This is a genomic window from Sphingobium salicis subsp. salicis (genome assembly GCF_049472635.1).
GTDB lineage: Bacteria > Pseudomonadota > Alphaproteobacteria > Sphingomonadales > Sphingomonadaceae > Sphingobium > Sphingobium yanoikuyae_A.
In genome coordinates, this window is record NZ_JAYRCS010000001.1 from 1,725,452 (window position 1) to 1,744,395 (window position 18,944).

Genomic DNA, 18,944 nt, shown 5'->3' on the forward strand with positions numbered 1-18,944 from the left:
ATCATCAATATCATGTCGCAACCCTTGCCAGGGCAATTCTCATTCCAAGGACGGAGCCCAGCAAACCGCCGGCCCCTACCATGGGCACAGGGTTCACGCAATGATCGCCCCGATGCGGATCATCGCGAAGCCGCATCCATCGCCAGCATGGCATCGATACGCGCGATATTGGCCTGCAGTTCCGCTTTGATCTTGCTGCCTTCGGGCGCCGATTGCGCCAGCGGCAACCATTGTTTGCGCGCGGCGTCCAATTGCCCCGCCTGGGCCAAAGCAAGGCCATAGAAATAGCGCGGCGCCGGTCCTTCCGGGTCCAGCCGCAGCGCCTGGCGATAGGCATAGTCCGCCGCCGGCGCGACCACGCCATCGGCATGCGCGACCAGCGCATTCCCCATGCCCAGCCACAGATTGGCGTCTTCCGGCGTCTGCTTGAGGCCGGACAGCAGGACATTGGCGGCCTCCTTGGTCAGGCCGCGCCGCCCGTAGGAATCCGACATGATCAACCATTGGCCGGCCGGGCCATAGCGCTCCGCCAGGCTGCGGCGTCGCTCCGCCAGCTTCTCGTCGAACTGCGCTTCCTTCTCGGCCGCGACCTGTCGCGGTGCGCCGGCAAGGCCGGGATGCCCCTGCCAGGCATAGCCCGCGAGGCCGACCAACAAAGTCGCCGCAACGATCTCCCGCGTCACGCGCGGGATACGCCCGATGAAGCAGAGCACCGCCATGGCCATGATGGCGAGGCCGAAAGCAATGATCCAGCCCGTCATGCCCGCGGCCTCCGCTTGATCCGTCCGCGCATCAACAACAGCCCCAATGACAGCAGGATTATCGGCGCCGCCCATAACGGCCAGAGGATCGGCGCGGCCGTCGGCTCATAGCTGACCCAGTCGCCATAGCGCTCGATCAGCCAGCGCCTGATATGCTCAGGCTCCTCCCCCGACCTGATCCGCTCGCGTATCTCGGAGCGCATGTCGCCAGCCATGCTGGCGTTCGAATCGGCGATCGACTGGCTCTGGCAGGTCAGGCAGCGGATGGTTTCCATCAGCGCCTTCGCCTTGCGCTCCAGCGCCGGGTCATCAAGCTGCCGGTCGGCATAGGGCGCGGGCGGCAGGGCGGTCTGCGCCTGAACCGGCGCTGCCAGCATCAACAGGAGAAGAGAAAGCAGCCCCCTCATCATTGTGCGTCCTTCAGCCGTTGCAGCAACATCGGCACGTCATCGGCGCGGATGTCACCAATATGCTGATAGGCGATCCTGCCCCTGCCATCGATCACGAAGGTTTCCGGCACGCCTGACGAGCCCAGCGCGATCTGCACGCCACTGCGCGCATCCAGGCCAATCCGGCTATAGGGATTGCCGTTGCGCGCCAGGAAGGCGTCGACATCGGGCCGGGCATCGCGGATCGCGATCGCGTCTATCGCCACCCCAGCCTGCTTGAGCGCCATCAGTTGCGGCGCCTCCGCCGCGCAGGGAATGCACCAGCTGGCAAAGATGTTGAGCAGGCGCGGCTTGCCATCCGCCAATTGCGTGCTGGCGAGCGCGGGACGATCGCTGGCAGCAGCCGGCAGGGTGAAGGCCGGCAAAGCCTGGCCAATCAGCTTGGAGGTGATGACGCGGTCATCCGGCTTGAACAGGCCGCTTGCGAACAGCGCGAAGAAGCCGAGGAACAGGACAAGCGGTAGCCAGATCAGCAGCTTCCTCATGCCATTGCCTTCCGCGCCCGCCATTTCATTAGCCAGCCGCGCCGTTCCCGCCCGACCAGCGCCAGCAGGCCGCCCAGCGCGATCATGATGCCGCCCAGCCAGATCAGCGTCACGAACGGCTTCCACCAGATCCGCATCTGCCAGCGGCCGGCATCGGCTTCCTGCCCCAGCACGACATAGAGCTGGCCATTCCACCGGGTCAGCAGGGCCGCCTCGGTCGTGGTCGTCGGCGGCGAGGCGAAGAAGCGTGACTGCGGATGGATCACGACCGCGCGGCCGCTGCCCTCCGCAATGACGTCCGCCTGCAACGCCGTCCAATTGTCGCCAGCAAGCGGCAGGATGCGCTGGAAGCGCAGCGTCCAGCCAGCCGTCTCGATGCTGTCGCCCGGTCGGACTGCCACCAGCTTCTCGACCGTGAACGCCGAATCGCAGGCCATGCCCGCCAGGCTGACGGCACAGCCCAGATGGGCGATCACCATACCATAGGTGAAGAGCGGCGTGCGGCGCAGGTTGCGCTTCCACAGCGGTGCCAGCGATCCCACGCCGACGGCCAGCGCCACCACCAGCCCGCAATAGGGCAACAGCCCGATCCGGCCCCAGGCGAGCGCACCAACCAGCACCACGGCCGCCAGTGCGACCGCAGTCGGAACAAGCATGCGCCCGGCCACGGCGCGCACCTGATCCCGGCGCCAGCGGGTAAGCGGCCCCGCCGCCATGACGATCAGCAGGGCGAGCGCGATCGGCCCGGCAATGCGATCGAAATAGGGCGCGCCGACCGACACCTTGTGTCCGAATGCTTCGGTCATCAGCGGGTAAAGCGTGCCGATCAGCACCAGCCCGAGGATCACCGAAAGCAACAGGTTGTTGACCACCAGGAAGGTTTCGCGGCTTACCAGTTCGAACGGCGCGCCCTCGCGCACCGTGCCGATCCGCCAGCCGAACAGAGCCAAAGCGCCGCCGATATAGAGCGCCAGCAAGGCCAGGATGAAGCTACCCCGCTCCGGATCGACGGCGAAGGCATGGACGCTGGTCAATATGCCCGACCGGACCAGGAAGGTGCCGACCATCGACATGGAGAAGGCGACGACGGCCAGCATCACCGTCCAGGCGCGCAGCGCGTCGCGGGTCGCCAGCACGGTCACGCTATGCAGCAGCGCGGTTGCCGCCAACCAGGGCATAAGCGACGCATTTTCGACCGGATCCCAGAACCACCAGCCGCCCCAGCCCAGCTCATAATAGGCCCAATAGCTGCCCGCGGTGATGCCAAGCGTCAGCATCACCCAGGCGGCCAGCACCCAGGGCCGCATGGCGCGGGCGAACGCGGCATCTACCTGCCGCGTCAGCAAGGCGCCGACTGCGAAGGAAAAGGCGACCGACAGGCCAACATAGCCGAGATAGAGCGTCGGCGGATGGAAGGCGAGGCCGGGATCCTGCAGCAGCGGGTTGAGCCCCTGCCCGTCCGCCGGTGCCGGGGAAATGCGGGCGAAGGGATTGGAGGAGAAGAGCAAGAAGGCATAGAAACCGAGGCTGATCGCCGCCTGCGCCCCCAGCGTCGCCATATGCGCGTCGCGCTTCAACGCGCGCTCGAACAGGGCCACTGCGGCTCCAGCGACGCCCATTACCGTGACCCAGAGCAGCATCGACCCTTCATGATTGCCCCAGGTTCCGGCGAACTTGTAGAGCCATGGCTTGGCCGAATGGCTGTTGGTCGCCACCAGCAGCACCGACATGTCGGACCGCAGGAACAGGCTGATCAGCGCGACAAAGGCGGCTGCCGTCAGCACGCCTTGCAAAACAGCGACAGGTCGGACGGCGCCCAGCACCTCGCCCTTGCCGCCCGCCAACCCCATGCCGACCAGAAACAGCTGGAGCAGCGCGAGGACCGCGGCAAACCACAGGGCGGCGAGACCGGCTTCGGCAATCATGGCGCGGCCTTCATCTCATGCGTGGTTTCATTATAGGTCATGCCGTCCAGCTCGCGCGGCATGTAGCGCTCGTCATGCTTGGCCAGCAAATTGGTGGCGACGAACCGCCCCTGCCGATCAAAAGCGCCCTCCGCGACCACGCCGCTGCCTTCCTTGAACAGGTCAGGCGCGATGCCGCTGAAGGTTGCCGGCACGGTTGCCTTGCCGTCGGTCACGTCGAAATTGATCGTCACGCCATCGGCCGCACGCTCGAGGCTGCCCTTCACCACCATGCCGCCCAGACGGATCGCCTTGCCGGGCTCCACACCCTTGGTCTTCACGTCGTTGGGCGCGTAGAAATAGGCCGCTTCGTCCTTCAGCGCCGATACGGCGAGCAACCCGGCACCGATGATCGCCACCAGCGCTGCGAGCGCCAGGATAAGCCGTTGATGCTTGGCCTTCATGTCCGGTCAGACAGTCGTTCGGCCTGACGTTCCGCCGATCGCATCGCGCGCCAGCTGGCGATGGTGACGATCGCCGTGCCTACGGCCGTCACGGCATAGGCGGCGATCACGAAAGCCCATTGGTTCATCTCTACCCTCTCGTCAGGCGCTGCATCCGCGCCTCGACCTTATTTTGTGCCAATATTGCCCGCATCCGCATCAGCACGATCGCGGCGAACAACAAGGTGAAGCCGAACAGCGTCAGGCCGAGCGGCCAGAGCATCGATCCGTCGATGCTCGATCCGCGCATCGTGATGCTCGGCCCTTGGTGCAGGCTGTTCCACCAGACCACCGACCGATTGATGATCGGGATGTTGATCGCGCCGACCAGGCCGAAGATGGCGGTCACCGGGCTGACACCGCCCTGCCCCTGCCGCGCCGATGCATTGGCCAGGGCGATATAGCCCAGATAAAGGAAGAGCAGCACCAGCATCGATGTCATGCGCCCGTCCCATTCCCACCAGGTGCCCCAGGTCGGCCGCCCCCAGATCGAACCGGTCATCAGGCAGATGGCGGTGAACAGCGCGCCCGGCGCCGCGATCGCGCGGCCGGCTACGGAAGCCAGCGGATGGCGCCAGACCAGTTGCATCAGCCCGGACACGGCGATGCCGGTCCAGCCCGCCATGCCGAGCCACGCGGCCGGCACATGTATATAGAGTATGCGCACCGTATCGCCCTGCAGATAATCCGCCGGCGTCAGGAACAGACCCGAAGCGCAGCCGGCCAGCAGCAGCACGAGGCCGGGCCAGAACAGCCAGCCCGTCATCGGACGGGCGATCTTCAGGAAGCGGGCGGGATTGGCAAAACGGTGCATGAGTACAGGTTTCTTAGCGACACCCGAACGTCAACGCCAGTGGCCGTTTAGCCCATGGAAAAGCCAGCAAAACGCAGCGTTGCCACGATTGGCCACGCTTTTTTGTTACAGGCAGGCGACAAATCGAGCGGGAGGGACTATATGCGCGCGAAAGGTCGCCCCAGAGGGGTGGTCAGGAACGGCAATGGACCCGCTCACACCCATGATTACGACGAATCCTTTCGACGACGACAAGTTGCGCGAAGAATGCGGCATTTTTGGCGTATCTGGCGCAGAAACCGCGTCCGCGATGGTAGCGCTCGGCCTTCACGCCCTGCAGCATCGCGGCCAGGAAGCGGCAGGCATCACCAGCTGGGACGGGCATGATTTCCATACCCATCGCGCCATGGGCCATGTCGCCGGCAATTTCGACCGCGACGAGGTGATTCGGGGCCTTCCCGGCGACACGGCCTGTGGCCATGTCCGTTACTCGACCACCGGCGAAACCTCGCTGCGCAATGTCCAGCCGCTCTATGCCGAACTCAATTCCGGCGGTTTCGCGGTTGCCCATAACGGCAATATCTCCAACGCGATGAAGGTCCGCCGCGAACTGATCCGCCGCGGCTCCATCTTCCAGTCGACCTCGGACACCGAAGTCATCATCCATCTGGTCGCGACGTCCAATTATCGCACCCTGCTCGACAAGTTCATCGACGCGCTCAAGCAGATCGAAGGCGCCTATTCGCTGATCGTCATGACCCCCGAGGGCATGATCGCCTGCCGCGATCCGCTGGGCATCCGCCCGCTGGTGATGGGCAAGCTGGGTGATTCGACCATCTTCGCTTCGGAAACCGTCGCGCTCGACGTGGTCGGCGCCGACTATGTCCGCTCGATCGATCCGGGCGAACTCGTCATCGTCACCAAGGATGGCGAAATGCGCTCGATCCGCCCGTTCGGCGAAGTGCATCCGCGCCCCTGCATCTTCGAGCATGTCTATTTCAGCCGCCCCGATTCCATCATCGACAATTCCAGCGTCTATTCGGTCCGCAAGGCGATCGGCGCGCAGCTGGCGATCGAAAATCCGGTCGAGGCCGACTATGTCATCCCGGTGCCCGACAGCGGCGTACCGGCCGCCATCGGCTATGCGCAGGAATCGGGCATCCCGTTCGAACTGGGCATCATCCGGTCGCATTATATCGGCCGCACCTTCATCCAGCCGGGCGACAAGGTCCGCCATCTGGGCGTCAAGCTGAAGCATAATGCCAACCGCGCCCTGATCCAGGGCAAGCGCATCGTGCTGATCGACGACTCGATCGTGCGCGGCACCACTTCGCTAAAGATCGTGCAGATGATGCGCGAAGCGGGCGCGGCCGAAGTGCATATGCGCATCGCATCGCCGCCGACCAAGCATAGCTGCTTCTATGGCGTTGATACGCCCGAGCGCACCAAGCTGCTGGCGCACAAGCTGGACATTGGCGGCATGCAGGACTTCATCCACGCCGACAGCCTGGCCTTCATCTCGATCGACGGCCTGTACAAGGCGCTGGGCGAGGCGAAGCGCGCCGACATCCGTCCGCAATATTGCGACGCCTGTTTCACCGGCGACTATCCGACCAAGCTCACCGACCAGGATGAAGCGGTGGTCGAAAACCAGTTCGAACTGCTGGCAGAACGGGTCTCCTGATCCACGGGCAAGGCCCGACCGGGCGGGGTCGCACGACCCCGCCCTTCCCTTTTCCCACGACGACACCCGGCATCGGCCGGGGCGAACGGAGAGCCGATGTCTGATACCTTGCCGCTGTTCGGAAAACTTGCGCTCGTCACCGGCGCCAGCCGGGGCATCGGCGCGGCCACGGCGGAAGCGCTGGCCGCAGCCGGCGCCCATGTGATCCTGACCGCGCGCACCAGCGGCGGACTGGAAGAGGTGGAAGACCGCATTCATCAGGCCGGCGGCAGCGCCACCATCGCGCCGCTCGACCTGATCGACGGCGAAAGCATCGGCCGCCTGGCCCAGGCCATTTCTGGCCGCTGGAAGGCACTCGACATCCTCGTCCTCAACGCGGCGACGCTCGGGTCGCTGGCATCGGTTCCGGCGATCGATGCCAAGGAATTTGCCCGGCTGCTGATGCTCAACATCGCTGCGCCCCAGGCGCTGATCGCCGCTTTCGATCCGATGCTGCGGGCCAGCGCCGACGCGCGGGTCATTGCCCTGACATCCTCGGTCGGCGCCACCCCGCGCGCCTATTGGGGCGCCTATGGCGCGTCCAAGGCCGCACTCGAAACGCTGGTCGGCGCCTATGGCGAGGAGATGAAGAACATCTCCGCCATTCGCACCCATATCGTCGATCCCGGCGCCACCCGCACCGCGATGCGCGCCCGCGCCTTCCCCGGCGAGGATCCGGCAACGCTCAAGGGGCCGGAGACGGTCGCCAAGGCGATCCATGATCTGGTGCTGAGCGATGCCCCGAACGGCCACCGCCTGCGTGTAGAGGGTTAAGCGGCCGACTTCACCAGCGTGACCTGGGCGACATCAATGGTGCCGCCCCGGAAACCGCCTTCGCAATACATCAGATAATAGCGCCACAAGCCGACGAAATGCTGGTCGAAACTGGCCGGCAATCGCCCTTCGTCGATCGCCCGATCGAACCGCTCGCGCCAGCGGCGCAGCGTTTCGGCATAATGGCCGCCAAAGCGGCGCACGTCGCGCCATTCCAGCCCGCGTTCCTGCGCCAACGTCCGAAAGCGACTTTCGGATATCAGCATGCCGCCGGGGAAGATGTAGGTCTGGATGAAATCGGCGCCGCGCGCATAATGATCGAAGATCGCGTCGTCGATCAAAATATACTGGATCGCGGCGCGGCCGCCGGGCTTCAGCAGGCGCGCGACCGCATCCAGATAGTCGGGCCAATAATGCTGGCCGACCGCCTCCACCATTTCCACGCTGGCGATGGCGTCATATTGCCCCTGTGCGTCGCGATAGTCGGTCAGGTGGATTTGCGCGCCGGACCCCAGCCGATCGCGCGCATAATCAGCCTGCTCGACCGACAGGGTCAGCCCGTCATATCGGATGGCACAGCGCTCCATCGCCTGTTCGGCGAGGCCGCCCCAGCCGCATCCGATTTCCAGCAGCGCCTGTCCGTCGCGAAGGTCAAGCCGTTCCAGCAGGGCGTCCACCTTGCGCTGCTGCGCCCGTTCCAGGCTTTCGATCCGATCCTGCGGATTGAGGAACAAGGCACTGGAATAATGCATATTCCTGTCCAGCCATAGGCTGTAGAAGTCATTACCCAGATCATAATGGAAGGCGATGTTCCGGCGCGAGCCGTTACGGTTGTTGCGCCGCGCCCAATGCAGTAGCCGTCCTGCCCAGCGTGCCGGTCCATGAGGCCGGGCAACGCGGCCCAGCGATACCGCATTGGCCATGAACAGCGCGAACAGCGGCACCGGATCGGCACTGCGCCACTCGCCCGCCGCCCAGGCGCGATACCAGCCCGCCGAGCCACCCATCGCCAGTCGCACCAAGGCGCGCCAGTCGACCAGGTCCACGACACAGTCGAATCCGGGCGTCCGTCCGCCCAACAGCCGGCGCGTGCCGTCCGGCAAAGTCGCGTCCAGCGAGCCCTGCTCCAGTCCCTGGTCGATGCGATCGAGCATGTGATGGAAAAGCGGCGCGAACAGGCGCGCCCGCCATCCCGGCGTCCGGTCTGCCGGCGGGCGCCGGATCGACAATGCGGCCTTGCCGCGACGGGGGTCGACTGCATTCATCGGGCCTCTTTCTGCCCCATGCCGCGCGTCGCTGCAATCACCCCCTCATCTGACGATAGGCCGCCAGCGCGCGCTCGCGACCTTCGCGATGGCCGATCCGCTTTTCGGGATAGGATGATGGTCTAACCCCATGAAAATCCGGATCATGGATGACGCGATCGTCGAGATGCGCCAGTTCCGGCACCCATTGGCGGATATAGTCGGCGGCATCGAATTTGTCCGACTGGGTCAGCGGCGCCATGATCCGGGTGAAGAGATTGGCATCGACGCCGCTGCCCGCCACCCACTGCCAGTTGACGCTGTTATTGGCATAATCCGCGTCGACCAACGTGTCCCAGAACCAGCGCGCGCCATGGCGCCAGTCGATCAGCAGATGCTTGATGAGGAAACTGGCCGCGATCATCCGCACCCGATTGTGCATCCAGCCCGTCTGCCAGAGCTGGCGCATGCCGGCATCGACGATCGGATAGCCGGTCCGGCCCCGTTTCCATGCGGTCCAGTCGCCTCGCGCCTCGCGCAGATCGCGCCAGTGCATGGCATCGAAGGCCGGCTGGGCATTTTCCGATCCATAGGTCGGCAGGGCCCAGACCTGATTATGCGCGTAATCACGCCAGATCAGTTCCTTGAGATAGACGGTCGCGTCGCCCGGCGCCTTCGCCACCCGATGCCAGACCTTGGCCGGCGAAATCTCCCCGAAATGGAGATGCGGGGACAGGCGGGACGTTCCCTCCTGCGACGGCAGATCGCGCGCGACCGCATAGTCACCGACTTCTCCTAGAAAACTGTCGAGATAGCGCTTTGCCCCCTCTTCGCCCGGCGACCAGTCGGCAGGGAAGCCGCTCGCCCAGTCCGGGTCGCGCGGCAACAAGTTCCAGCCTTCCAGCCTGTCGCTGTCCGGCCAGTGCGATGGCGCCTCGATCCGCTGCGGCGCGGGCTGTGGTGGCGCGGGTGGCATGTGCAGCATCACCGCGCGAGAAAAGGGCGTGTAGATGCGATAGGGCGTCCCGCCACCCGTCCGCACCGCCTCCACTGGCAATAGCAGCCCGCCGTCATGAAGCCGCAGGTCGATCTGCCTTGCCACCGCCTTTTCGGCGTTGCGCCACCAGGGTTCATGATGGCGGATCGCATGAACGACCTGCGCGCCGCTGTCCTTGGCCACCTGCGCCAGCACATCGACGCAGCGTCCGCGCCGCAGGATCAATCGCGATCCCTTACCCCTCAGTCGCTCGTCCAGGCTGGCGAGGCTGTGATGCAGCCACCAGCGCGACGCACCACCCATCGCCCATTGGCGCGGGCTTTCATCGTCAAGGATATAGAGCGGAATGACCGGGCCGGCCTGCGCGGCGGCGGCGAGCGCCGCCTGATCCGAGAGGCGCAGATCCTGGCGGAACCAGATGATGATGGGGGATGGCATGTCCGCCCAATGCCTGCCTAGTCCCCCGGTTCCAAATGAATTTTCCGCGCCCTTCCAGGAGATGCCCGGCAAATCCGATGAATGTCGATTCGGCCAATGGACGCGCGCATCGCCGCCGCCTATTCTGGAACCCAATACACTAGCCATGGGTCGTCAACCGGCCATGGCTGCAGCGATGCAGGGGAAGACATGGCGTCGATGCCAGATAATGCAGAACTGAATTACCGGCCGTGCGTCGGGATCATGCTGGTCAACATGGCGGGCAAGGTCTTCGTGGGTCAGCGCCTCGATAATGTCGTGGAAGCCTGGCAGATGCCGCAGGGCGGGATCGACGACGGCGAAGACGCCAAGACGGCGGCGCTGCGTGAACTGGGCGAAGAGACCGGGATCACGCCGGAGCATGTCGAGATCATCGCCAAGAGCCGCGACGAGCATTTCTATGATCTGCCGCCCGAACTGATCGGCAAGCTGTGGGGCGGCAAATATCGCGGCCAGCGCCAGATCTGGTTCCTCGCCCGCTTCCTGGGCAAGGACAGCCATATCGATATCCAGACCAAGCATCCCGAATTCCGGGAATGGAAATGGGCTGCGCCCGAAACGCTGCCGGAACTGATCGTGCCGTTCAAGCGCAAGCTTTACCGCGACATATTGCAGGAATTCCACGACTTGATCTGATGGGGGCTTAAAATCCCCGGTCGGTTCGCTATGACAGCGGCATGCGTCACTGTCTGGCTATCCTGCCCTTTCTCTTTGCCACCCAGGCCTGGGCCAATGCGCCCGCGCTGCTGCCGCCGTCCGTTCGCGAGATGCTGGAGGCGGCGATTGCCAATGGCAATGAGACCGAAATTGCGACCGTCGCCAAGATCGCCAAGCAGACCAATCCGCAATCGGCCGACCAGATCCAGCAGATGGTCAACAGTTGGAAGGAACGGACCAAGGCGACCCATGACACGGTGATTCGCGAGGCGCGCTTCACCGAATTATGGACCGGCAAGCTGGAGGCCGGCGGCTTCCGCTCGACCGGTTCGACCAGTGAAATCGGCATCAGCGCCGCCGCGCAGGTCAAGCGCGAAGGGCTGGAATGGAGCCATAAGCTGAGCGCCACGGTGGATTATCGCCGCGCCAATGGCGTCACCTCGCGCGAACGCTACACCGCCAGCTATGAACCGCGCTATCAGTTCGACCCGCGCGGTTTCGCCTATGGCCTGACCCAGTTCGAACGCGATCCCTCGATCGGCTATGACGAGCGCTACACCGCCTCGGCCGGTATCGGTTACAAGGTGATCGTCAGCAAGCCGATCGACCTGTCGCTAGACTTGGGCCCGTCCGTCCGTCATGCCAAATATGTGATCGGGCCGCGCGAAACCAAGCTGGGCGCGCGTGCATCTATGGACCTGGCCTGGCGTCTGGCGCCCAATGTCACCTTCAAGCAGACCGCTGCAGGTTACGCAGAAACTGACGTATTTTCAGTCAATTCTCTGACACAGTTGCAAACCAAGGTGAGCACCCGCCTGTCCGCTGGCCTGTCTTATACGGTGCAGTATGAGTCGGAGACCCTGCTGTCCGCGCGCGACTTCGACACGCTCAGCCGCCTGACCCTCAGCTACGATTTCTGATCGGGGTGGAGCAGGCGCCCGCGCTCTGATAGACCTCCGGGATGAACGGCACCCACCCGCCCGTAACAGCCCCTGAAACCGCCCTGCTGGAACAGGCCGCCGCCGCGCCGATGCTGGCACAGGTCGAGGCATGGGCCAGCATCAACAGCGGATCGCGCAACCTGACCGGGCTCGCCACCATGGCCACCACGCTCGCCGACGCCTTTTCGGTGCTGCCGGGCGCGATCGACCTGATCGACCCCGATCCGGTCGAGACCGTGGCGCCCGATGGCCGCACATCGGTGATCCGCCATGGCCAGCATCTTCGCCTGACCGTCCGCCCCGATGCGCCGGTCCAGTTGCTGCTGACGGGGCATATGGATACGGTCTTTCCGGTCGATCATCCATTTCAGACGCTTCGCTGGCTGGGACCCGGCATTCTCAACGGCCCCGGCGTTGCCGACATGAAGGGCGGCATCGCCGTCATGCTCGCCGCCCTATCAGCAGTCGAGCAAAGCGAGGCACCCCGGACGCTCGGCTATCAAGTGCTCATCAACAGCGACGAGGAAGTCGGCAGCCCCTCCTCCGCTGCCTTGCTCCGTCGGGCCGCCGCCGGCAAGCGCGCCGCCTTCACCTATGAACCGGCCCTGCCCGATGGCACGCTGGCCGGCGCGCGGGCGGGCAGCGGCAATTTCTCGATCGTCGTCACCGGCCTCAGCGCCCACGCCGGCCGCAACCCCGACGATGGCCGCAATGCCCTGCTCGCGGCCGCCGATCTCGCGCTGCGGCTGAAGGCCGGCAGCGGCAGCGGCTTTTCCTGCAACCCCGCCAAGATCGACGGCGGCAGCCCCAATAATGTCGTGCCCGACCATGCCGTGCTGCGGGTCAATTTCCGCCCGCGCACGCCGGACGACGAAATCGCGGCCCGTGCCCTGCTGGATCGGGCCATGGCCGATGTCGCCCGCGATCATGGCGTCAGCCTGCATCTTCACGGCGGCTTTGGTCGCCCGCCCAAACCCATGGATGCCAAGGCCGAGCGGCTGTTCGGCCTGGTCAGGCGTTGCGGCGCGGACCTCGGCCTCGAGATTGGCTGGCGCGACACCGGCGGCGTGTGCGACGGCAACAATATCGCGGCCTGCGGCGTCCCGGTGGTCGACACCATGGGCGTGCGCGGCGGCAGCATCCACAGCGACGCCGAATTTCTGATCAGCGACAGCCTGGCCGAGCGCGCGCAACTGTCCGCGCTGGCACTGCTGCGGATCGCCCAAGGACAATATTGAGAGAGAGGACCGCCTTTTGAGTTTCTACATGCGCACCGCGCGAGCGGACGACCTGCAGACCTTGTATGAAATGGCGAAGCTGACCGGCGGCGGCTTCACCAACCTGCCGCCCGATCGCGCCGCCCTGACCGCCAAGCTGGAGCGCACCGAACAGGCGCTCAGCCGGCAGGATGGCGGGATCAAGGATGATCTGATCGTCCTGGTGCTGGTCAATGCGCAGACCGGCCAGGTGCGCGGCACCTGCCAGATCTTCAGCACGGTGGGACAGAGCTGGCCCTTCTATTCCTATCGTCTGGGCGTGCTGACCCAGCACAGCCGCGAACTGGCCCGCACCTTCCGCGCACAAATGCTCTCGCTCACGACCGATCTGGAAGGATCGACCGAGGTTGGCGGCCTCTTCCTCCACCCGCGCGAACGGGCAGAGGGGCTTGGCCTGCTGCTCGCGCGCAGCCGCTATCTCTATATCCGCAACCATCGCGATCGCTTCGGCGACCGGGTGATTGCCGAATTGCGCGGCGTGATCGACGAAGCGGGCGGCTCGCCCTTCTGGGACGGCCTTGCCGGCCGCTTCTTCGGCATGAATTTCCAGGAGGCCGACGAGTTCAACGCCGTCAACGGCAACCAGTTCATCGCCGACCTGATGCCCAAGACGCCGATCTACACCGCAATGCTGACCGACAGCGCCCGCGCCGTCATCGGCCTGCCCCATCCCAATGGTCGCGCGGCTATGCGGATGCTGGAGACCGAGGGCTTCACGAACGCCGGCTATGTCGACATTTTCGACGGCGGCCCGACCATGGTGGGTCAGATCGACCAACTCCGCACCGTGGCCCAGGCACGCGACGTGACGCTGGCGGCGACCCATGACAAGGGCGGCGACAAGATGCTGGTGTCGACCGGCCTGCTCGCCGATTATCGCTGCACCTATGGCTATGTGCAGGAGGGCGAGGATGGCAGCATCTCGCTCGACGCGGCCAGCGCCGCGCTGCTGCAACTGGACGTCGGACAGGCATTCACCATGGCGGGGCGAGCATGAGCGTGCGCGAGATCAATTTCGACGGGCTGGTAGGGCCAAGCCATAATTATGCCGGCCTCAGCCTTGGCAATCTGGCCTCATCCCGCAATGCCGGCGCGGTGTCGCACCCCCGCGCCGCAGCCCTGCAGGGGATAGAAAAGATGCGCGGCAATCTGCGCCTCGGCCTTGCCCAGGGTATTTTCCTGCCGCAATGGCGTCCTGACGGCACCTGGCTCGCGACCCTGGGCACCGACATCAGCAATGCCGATCCGCATATCCGCGCCGCCGCCATGTCGGCCTCGTCGATGTGGGCCGCCAACGCCGCGACCGTCTCGCCGGCCGCCGACACAGCCGACGGACGCACCCACCTGACCGTCGCCAATCTCGTCACCATGGCGCATCGCAGCCATGAATGGCCCCAGACCCTGGCGCAACTGCGCCTCGCCTTTTCCGACACCCGCGCCTTTGCCGTGCATGGGCCCATCCCCGCGCCCTTTGGCGACGAAGGCGCGGCCAATCATATGCGCCTGTGCGACAGCCATGGCGCACCGGGCGTCGAGGTTTTCGTCTATGGCCAGTCGGGTGGCCCCTTCCCCGCCCGCCAGCATGTCGAGGCCAGCAAGGCCGTCGCCCGTATTCACGGCCTCGATCCGGCCCGCACCCTGTTCGTGCAGCAGTCGCAGGAGGCGATCGCTGCCGGCGCCTTCCACAATGACGTCGTCGCCGTCGCCAATGAGCGCGTTCTCTTCACCCATGAACAGGCTTTCGCCGACAAGCAGGCCTTCTACGCCTCGCTGCGCACGCTGTTGCCGTCGGTGGAGATCGTCGAAGTGCCCGCCAGCGCCGTCAGCCTGGCCGATGCGATCAAGAGCTATTTGTTCAACGCGCAGCTCGTCACGCTTCCTGACGGCACCATGGCGCTGATCCTGCCGAGCGAGGCGCAGGCAGTCCCGGCCGTATGGTCCTGGCTGGAACAGATGGTTGCCGGCAATGGCCCGATCCGTCGCCTCATTCCCGTCGATGTCCGTCAGTCCATGGCCAATGGTGGCGGTCCCGCCTGCCTGCGTCTGCGCGTGGTCGCGGATCCAAAGGATATCGACCCGCGTTTCCTGGTCGATGAGCCGCGCCTGGATGAAATCGCCCGCATCGTTTCGGACTATTGGCCCGAAACCATTGCGCCCGACGACCTGTCCGACACGCGCCTTATTGCCCGGATCGAACAATCATGGTTAAGCCTTGTTGACCATTTGCAACTTTCGGGCGACTTAATGCCTTAGAAGATGGACGAAAGCCTCGGATGAGTCTGATGGAACGGATCAAACGCCTCTTCACGATCAAGACCAAGTTCGAGGCTTTCCTCGTGATCTACGCGCTTGCGCTGGGCGCCAGCGAGCGCGGCGTCGTCTATATGCATCAATATCCCGGCGTCGGCGGCCAGTTGCTTGCCCTCGCCTGCTCCGGCGCTGTCTTCATGGCGGGCGGAAAAATGCTCGATGCCTTGGAACTCCAGCGCAGTTACGGCGCTTGATACTGCCTGATCACCATTGCTCGCAAAGCAACACCAGTTCGCCGCACATAAGGGATATTACGTAGCCGCCACCCGTTGGTGAGGGTCTTTGTGCCTGCACCCAGATTTGGGAGAGGGTCAACCATGCCGGACGACATAAGCGACAGGAGTGTCACCGCTGCGGAACTGGTCCGCAACTTCGCCCATTGGCGCGAGATCGGCGCGCGACACCCCCTGCTGATAACCCATCATGGCCGCGAAACCCATGTCTTCATGGGGCTGGACCGGTTCAAGGCGCTCGCCAGCCAGGACGAGTTCGATCAAAATCCCGATCGATTGCGCGAACTGGCCGTGCGCATGGCCCAGGGACTGATCCTGTGCCGCGCCGATTTTCGCATCGACCTGATCAATCCGGTCGCGCTGGCCATGGCACGGCGCTGGGACCGCCGGCTGGAAGGGCAGATGCTTTGGGATGCGCTGCCAGAACTGGTCGGCACACTGACCGAGGCGCATGCCCGGCACAGCCAGGTATCCGCCGAAATCAGCGCTGCGGATATTCCCTCCCCCTTCCGCGACGATAGCTGGCTCCACGTCGAAACCTTTCCCTTCGCAGACGGGATCGGCCTGCTGCTGCGCGACATCACGTCCGACGTGCAGCGCCATCGCCTGGCCGACGTCAAATCGGCCATCCTCAAGGCGATGGGCATCCATGGCGGCGTCGGCTATGCCCGCCTCTCCAACCGGGGTTTCATCGAATATGTCGATGCCACCATCTGCACCCTGGTCGGGCTCCCCGAAGCCCGCCTGATCAACGCCTATATGACCGACCTCATCGCCCTGCCACAGCGGCCGCATTTCCGCCAGGAACTGGAAGCCGTGCTGCGCGGCGAGGGCGACCGCCGGGTCCAGGCCCATCTACTCACCAATGGCGGCGCCTTGCTTCCCATGGAGGGCGCCCTCGTTCAACTGCGCGGCACCTACGGAACGGAGGGCGTCGTGCTGGTAATGACACCGCCCTGCTTGAGCGAAAACGACCAAGTCGCCTCCCAATGATGTAAAATCCAGCGGTCGTAGCGGATTTGTCTGTGTAGACCGTTCAGTATCCCCCCGAAATGTCCGAAAAGCCCCGAAAACACTGCCTCTGATTTACACAATTCGCACAAAAGGTGCGTGAATTTCGCATACCGCTTTTTGAATGTTGCGCCTTTATTGGAGTGACATGCGGAACCCTCCTCTCCATGCGGTGCTTCGCCTCGCTCGACTGGGCCAGGCCATGTCCCGCCATGAGCGTGGCAGCGTGCTCGTCGAAGCCGCCTTCGCCCTTCCCCTGATGATCGTCCTGTTGCTCGGCATCCTGCTCTATGGCGGCTGGTTGATGACCGCCCACAGCTTGCAGCAGGCGGCCAATGACGCGGCACGCGCGGCCGTGGCCGGCATGACCGCGACCGAGCGACGGGCGCTGGTCGACGAAAGCGTCAATGCCAGCCGCCCATCCTTTCCGCTGCCGGGGGCACAGACGATCGGCGTCGCCGCCAATTCCAATAGCGGCTATTATACGGTCACCCTGACCTATAATCTCAGCAACGCGCCCTTCTTTTCCGCCGCCATCTTCCCGATGCCCGCTGCCCAGATCCAGCGAAGCGCCGTCGTGCGGATCGCATCATGAGCCAGCCGCACAAGCGCATGCGCCGCCTGCTCGTCGACAAGCGCGGCGGCATCAGCGTCCTGCTGGCGGGATCCCTATTCATGCTCGCCGGCGCCGCTACGGTCGCCGTCGACCTGGGATCGATCTATCTCGCCAAGCGCCAGTTACAGGGCGTGGCCGATGCAGCCGCGCTGGCGGCCAGCAGTGGCGGGCGATCGGCCGCCGAAGCGCTACTGACCAAGAGCGGCGTGCCTGGCGTGTCCCTGGTGGCGGTCCAGACCGGCTATTATGACCAGAATAGCGCAGTCGCGGTCGGCAATCGCTTCGTATCGGGCGACCCGCGCGCCAGCGCGATCCAGGTCCAGGTCCAGCGCCGTACCCCCCTCTTCTTCGGCCGCCTGCTGGTCGGCAGGGATGGCGTCGACGTGCGCGCCCATGCCACCGCCGCCCGCTCCGACGCGGCAGCCTTCTCCATCGGCACCGGCCTTGCCTCGCTCAGCGGCGGCCTTCCCAACATGCTCCTGTCCGCCCTGGCCGGAACGGAGCTTAATCTGTCGGTGATGGACTATCAGGGGCTGGCCAACCTGAACGTCGACCTGCTCCATTTCGCCGACGCGCTCAAGGTCCGCACCGGCCGCAATGACGCCGCCTATGGCGAGTTGTTCGGCGCCAATATTCCGTTGTCCGACGTCATCGGCGCCATTGCCGACACCGCGGACAATAGCGGCACGGCCGCCCTGCTTCGCAATATCGGCGGCAAGTTGCCGGGCAAGAGCGTCCGCCTCAGCGATGTCATCGATCTGGGGCCGATGAAGGGGACCGGCAGTTCGACCGGCCAGCCCAGCCTGCTGCTCGACTCCTTCTCAATGCTGCGCATGGTGCTGAGCCCGCCATCCTCGACCGCGGTGCCGCTGGACCTGACCCTGAACGTTCCGGGCCTCACCAGCACGCGGCTGAAGCTCATCACCGGCACCGGCCAGGCCAGCACCCCCCTGATCAGCATCACCAACGACAAGAATTTCATTCTGCGCACGGCACAGACCCGTATCTTCCTGGAGAGCCGGGTCGCCACCCTGCTTACCGGGATCGCGACGATCCGCATCCCGCTCTATGTCGAACTGGCATCGGCCGAAGCGCAATTGTCAAATATCGTCTGCGATCAAGGGGCCATCAACAATGGCGTGACGCTGGCGGTCAAGCCGTCGATCGGGACGGCGGTGATCGGTGACGTCGATGAAGCCGCGCTCACCAATTTCTCGACGCCCGCCAATCCGCGTACCGCGACTCTGGCTTCGGTCCTCGGATCGCTGACCCAGATCCATGCCTATGCCAATGTCGCGCTGGGCGGCGTGACCCAGCAAAATGTGCTGTTCACGCCCAGCGACATTTCCGGGCAGCAGAGCAAGACCGTCAGCACCCAGGATCTGACCCAGGGCGTCGCCTCCAGCCTGGCCAACCAGACCAAGGTCACGGTGACGCTCGCCGGCCTGCAACTGCCGCTCAGCCCCCTGATCTCGCCCGTCATGAGCCTTCTGGGTGAAACGGCGCAGATTCTCGACGGCTTGCTGAACAACCTCACCGCCATCCTTGGCGTGAAGCTGGGCACCGCGACGGTCAAGGTCCACCAGATGCGCTGCGGGATGCCGACCCTGGTCGCCTGATGCGCTAAGAACCTGTCTGAAAAATGCGCGGGAAAGCGCATTTTCGATGCGGCACCGGCCCGCACCCCCACCCGGCCGCCCAGACATGGTATCCTGATGGGTGGCCGGGTCGGGGTGCGGGCCGGTGCGGATGCGCCAGAGGCGCATTTCCAAACAGACTCTAAACCCTT

At 64.8% G+C, this 18,944-nt stretch carries 20 protein-coding genes; 11 read left to right on the forward strand and 9 right to left on the reverse strand.

Annotation, left to right across the window (positions count from 1 at the left end):
- Window positions 1-119: 119 nt before the first annotated feature.
- Genes VHN57_RS08110 through ccmC form a run of 7 tightly spaced genes read right to left on the reverse strand, consistent with a single transcriptional unit; the run spans window position 120 to window position 4,916 of the window.
- A complete protein-coding gene (locus tag VHN57_RS08110) occupies window positions 120-761 on the reverse strand; it encodes a tetratricopeptide repeat protein (protein ID WP_278986728.1) in 642 nt (213 codons plus the stop codon).
- Window positions 758-1,168, reverse strand: a complete 411-nt coding sequence (locus VHN57_RS08115) for a cytochrome c-type biogenesis protein (protein ID WP_161730678.1) — start codon at window positions 1,166-1,168, stop codon at window positions 758-760. The genes VHN57_RS08110 and VHN57_RS08115 overlap by 4 nt, the downstream gene beginning before the upstream one ends.
- A complete protein-coding gene (locus tag VHN57_RS08120; RefSeq protein ID WP_235682084.1) occupies window positions 1,168-1,695 on the reverse strand; it encodes a redoxin family protein in 528 nt (175 codons plus the stop codon). Before VHN57_RS08120 ends, VHN57_RS08115 begins: the two co-directional genes overlap by 1 nt.
- Window positions 1,692-3,620 carry a heme lyase CcmF/NrfE family subunit gene (locus tag VHN57_RS08125; protein ID WP_278986730.1) on the reverse strand — a complete coding sequence of 643 codons (1,929 nt, stop codon included), beginning with the start codon at window positions 3,618-3,620 and terminating at the stop codon, window positions 1,692-1,694. Before VHN57_RS08125 ends, VHN57_RS08120 begins: the two co-directional genes overlap by 4 nt.
- Window positions 3,617-4,063, reverse strand: coding sequence for a cytochrome c maturation protein CcmE (gene ccmE, locus VHN57_RS08130; RefSeq protein ID WP_037519924.1), 447 nt, complete (start codon window positions 4,061-4,063; stop codon window positions 3,617-3,619). The genes VHN57_RS08125 and ccmE overlap by 4 nt, the downstream gene beginning before the upstream one ends.
- Complete coding sequence (ccmD, locus tag VHN57_RS08135; protein WP_004207286.1) at window positions 4,060-4,191, reverse strand: heme exporter protein CcmD; 132 nt, start codon at window positions 4,189-4,191, stop codon at window positions 4,060-4,062. The genes ccmE and ccmD overlap by 4 nt, the downstream gene beginning before the upstream one ends.
- A gap of 2 nt (window positions 4,192-4,193) precedes the next feature.
- Window positions 4,194-4,916 carry a heme ABC transporter permease CcmC gene (gene ccmC, locus VHN57_RS08140; RefSeq protein ID WP_037519926.1) on the reverse strand — a complete coding sequence of 241 codons (723 nt, stop codon included), beginning with the start codon at window positions 4,914-4,916 and terminating at the stop codon, window positions 4,194-4,196.
- A 202-nt stretch (window positions 4,917-5,118) separates the two neighbouring features.
- Between ccmC and purF the strand changes: the two genes are divergently transcribed.
- Both purF and VHN57_RS08150 read left to right on the forward strand, forming a co-directional pair.
- On the forward strand, window positions 5,119-6,579 hold the full coding sequence (gene purF / locus VHN57_RS08145) for an amidophosphoribosyltransferase (RefSeq protein WP_017499557.1): 1,461 nt from the start codon (window positions 5,119-5,121) through the stop codon (window positions 6,577-6,579).
- A 96-nt stretch (window positions 6,580-6,675) separates the two neighbouring features.
- A complete protein-coding gene (locus VHN57_RS08150; RefSeq protein WP_278986733.1) occupies window positions 6,676-7,392 on the forward strand; it encodes an SDR family NAD(P)-dependent oxidoreductase in 717 nt (238 codons plus the stop codon).
- Here VHN57_RS08150 and VHN57_RS08155 read toward each other — a convergent pair.
- Window positions 7,389-8,657 carry an SAM-dependent methyltransferase gene (locus VHN57_RS08155; RefSeq protein ID WP_278986735.1) on the reverse strand — a complete coding sequence of 423 codons (1,269 nt, stop codon included), beginning with the start codon at window positions 8,655-8,657 and terminating at the stop codon, window positions 7,389-7,391. The two genes, VHN57_RS08150 and VHN57_RS08155, sit on opposite strands and share 4 nt — an antisense overlap.
- 37 nt (window positions 8,658-8,694) lie before the next feature.
- Window positions 8,695-10,071: a cryptochrome/photolyase family protein gene (locus VHN57_RS08160; RefSeq protein WP_423283445.1), complete on the reverse strand. Its 1,377-nt coding sequence runs from the start codon at window positions 10,069-10,071 to the stop codon at window positions 8,695-8,697.
- A 189-nt stretch (window positions 10,072-10,260) separates the two neighbouring features.
- On the opposite strand from VHN57_RS08160, the gene VHN57_RS08165 reads away from it, so the two are divergent.
- The 9 genes from VHN57_RS08165 to VHN57_RS08205 all read left to right on the forward strand — a co-directional run bounded on the left by VHN57_RS08165 (window position 10,261) and on the right by VHN57_RS08205 (window position 18,774).
- Complete coding sequence (locus VHN57_RS08165; protein ID WP_026108839.1) at window positions 10,261-10,746, forward strand: RNA pyrophosphohydrolase; 486 nt, start codon at window positions 10,261-10,263, stop codon at window positions 10,744-10,746.
- 41 nt (window positions 10,747-10,787) lie between these two features.
- Complete coding sequence (locus tag VHN57_RS08170; RefSeq protein ID WP_010337856.1) at window positions 10,788-11,687, forward strand: DUF481 domain-containing protein; 900 nt, start codon at window positions 10,788-10,790, stop codon at window positions 11,685-11,687.
- A 41-nt stretch (window positions 11,688-11,728) separates the two neighbouring features.
- Window positions 11,729-12,946, forward strand: coding sequence for a hydrolase (locus VHN57_RS08175; RefSeq protein WP_423283448.1), 1,218 nt, complete (start codon window positions 11,729-11,731; stop codon window positions 12,944-12,946).
- 16 nt (window positions 12,947-12,962) lie between these two features.
- Window positions 12,963-13,982, forward strand: a complete 1,020-nt coding sequence (locus VHN57_RS08180; protein WP_037506629.1) for an arginine N-succinyltransferase — start codon at window positions 12,963-12,965, stop codon at window positions 13,980-13,982.
- A complete protein-coding gene (locus VHN57_RS08185; protein ID WP_278987838.1) occupies window positions 13,979-15,238 on the forward strand; it encodes an N-succinylarginine dihydrolase in 1,260 nt (419 codons plus the stop codon). Before VHN57_RS08180 ends, VHN57_RS08185 begins: the two co-directional genes overlap by 4 nt.
- 29 nt (window positions 15,239-15,267) lie before the next feature.
- Window positions 15,268-15,489 (forward strand): hypothetical protein, encoded by a 222-nt coding sequence (locus VHN57_RS08190; protein ID WP_026108838.1) that lies wholly within the window; start codon window positions 15,268-15,270, stop codon window positions 15,487-15,489.
- Window positions 15,490-15,612: 123 nt separating this feature from the next.
- Window positions 15,613-16,521 (forward strand): histidine kinase, encoded by a 909-nt coding sequence (locus VHN57_RS08195; protein WP_423283451.1) that lies wholly within the window; start codon window positions 15,613-15,615, stop codon window positions 16,519-16,521.
- Between the two features lie 166 nt (window positions 16,522-16,687).
- Window positions 16,688-17,134 (forward strand): TadE/TadG family type IV pilus assembly protein, encoded by a 447-nt coding sequence (locus VHN57_RS08200; RefSeq protein ID WP_037506839.1) that lies wholly within the window; start codon window positions 16,688-16,690, stop codon window positions 17,132-17,134.
- A complete protein-coding gene (locus VHN57_RS08205; RefSeq protein WP_423283453.1) occupies window positions 17,131-18,774 on the forward strand; it encodes a TadG family pilus assembly protein in 1,644 nt (547 codons plus the stop codon). The genes VHN57_RS08200 and VHN57_RS08205 overlap by 4 nt, the downstream gene beginning before the upstream one ends.
- The last annotated feature ends 170 nt before the right edge of the window (window positions 18,775-18,944 follow it).

What these genes read in the sequence shown, in the direction of transcription:
- VHN57_RS08110 (WP_278986728.1), bottom strand. Translation starts at nt 761, where the DNA reads ATGACGGGCTGGATCATTGCTTTCGGCCTCGCCATCATGGCCATGGCG.
- VHN57_RS08115 (WP_161730678.1), bottom strand. Translation starts at nt 1,168, where the DNA reads ATGAGGGGGCTGCTTTCTCTTCTCCTGTTGATGCTGGCAGCGCCGGTT.
- VHN57_RS08120 (WP_235682084.1), bottom strand. Translation starts at nt 1,695, where the DNA reads ATGAGGAAGCTGCTGATCTGGCTACCGCTTGTCCTGTTCCTCGGCTTC.
- VHN57_RS08125 (WP_278986730.1), bottom strand. Translation starts at nt 3,620, where the DNA reads ATGATTGCCGAAGCCGGTCTCGCCGCCCTGTGGTTTGCCGCGGTCCTC.
- ccmE (WP_037519924.1), bottom strand. Translation starts at nt 4,063, where the DNA reads ATGAAGGCCAAGCATCAACGGCTTATCCTGGCGCTCGCAGCGCTGGTG.
- ccmD (WP_004207286.1), bottom strand. Translation starts at nt 4,191, where the DNA reads ATGAACCAATGGGCTTTCGTGATCGCCGCCTATGCCGTGACGGCCGTA.
- ccmC (WP_037519926.1), bottom strand. Translation starts at nt 4,916, where the DNA reads ATGCACCGTTTTGCCAATCCCGCCCGCTTCCTGAAGATCGCCCGTCCG.
- purF (WP_017499557.1), top strand. Translation starts at nt 5,119, where the DNA reads ATGATTACGACGAATCCTTTCGACGACGACAAGTTGCGCGAAGAATGC.
- VHN57_RS08150 (WP_278986733.1), top strand. Translation starts at nt 6,676, where the DNA reads ATGTCTGATACCTTGCCGCTGTTCGGAAAACTTGCGCTCGTCACCGGC.
- VHN57_RS08155 (WP_278986735.1), bottom strand. Translation starts at nt 8,657, where the DNA reads ATGAATGCAGTCGACCCCCGTCGCGGCAAGGCCGCATTGTCGATCCGG.
- VHN57_RS08160 (WP_423283445.1), bottom strand. Translation starts at nt 10,071, where the DNA reads ATGCCATCCCCCATCATCATCTGGTTCCGCCAGGATCTGCGCCTCTCG.
- VHN57_RS08165 (WP_026108839.1), top strand. Translation starts at nt 10,261, where the DNA reads ATGGCGTCGATGCCAGATAATGCAGAACTGAATTACCGGCCGTGCGTC.
- VHN57_RS08170 (WP_010337856.1), top strand. Translation starts at nt 10,788, where the DNA reads ATGCGTCACTGTCTGGCTATCCTGCCCTTTCTCTTTGCCACCCAGGCC.
- VHN57_RS08175 (WP_423283448.1), top strand. Translation starts at nt 11,729, where the DNA reads ATGAACGGCACCCACCCGCCCGTAACAGCCCCTGAAACCGCCCTGCTG.
- VHN57_RS08185 (WP_278987838.1), top strand. Translation starts at nt 13,979, where the DNA reads ATGAGCGTGCGCGAGATCAATTTCGACGGGCTGGTAGGGCCAAGCCAT.
- VHN57_RS08190 (WP_026108838.1), top strand. Translation starts at nt 15,268, where the DNA reads ATGGAACGGATCAAACGCCTCTTCACGATCAAGACCAAGTTCGAGGCT.
- VHN57_RS08195 (WP_423283451.1), top strand. Translation starts at nt 15,613, where the DNA reads ATGCCGGACGACATAAGCGACAGGAGTGTCACCGCTGCGGAACTGGTC.
- VHN57_RS08200 (WP_037506839.1), top strand. Translation starts at nt 16,688, where the DNA reads ATGCGGAACCCTCCTCTCCATGCGGTGCTTCGCCTCGCTCGACTGGGC.
- VHN57_RS08205 (WP_423283453.1), top strand. Translation starts at nt 17,131, where the DNA reads ATGAGCCAGCCGCACAAGCGCATGCGCCGCCTGCTCGTCGACAAGCGC.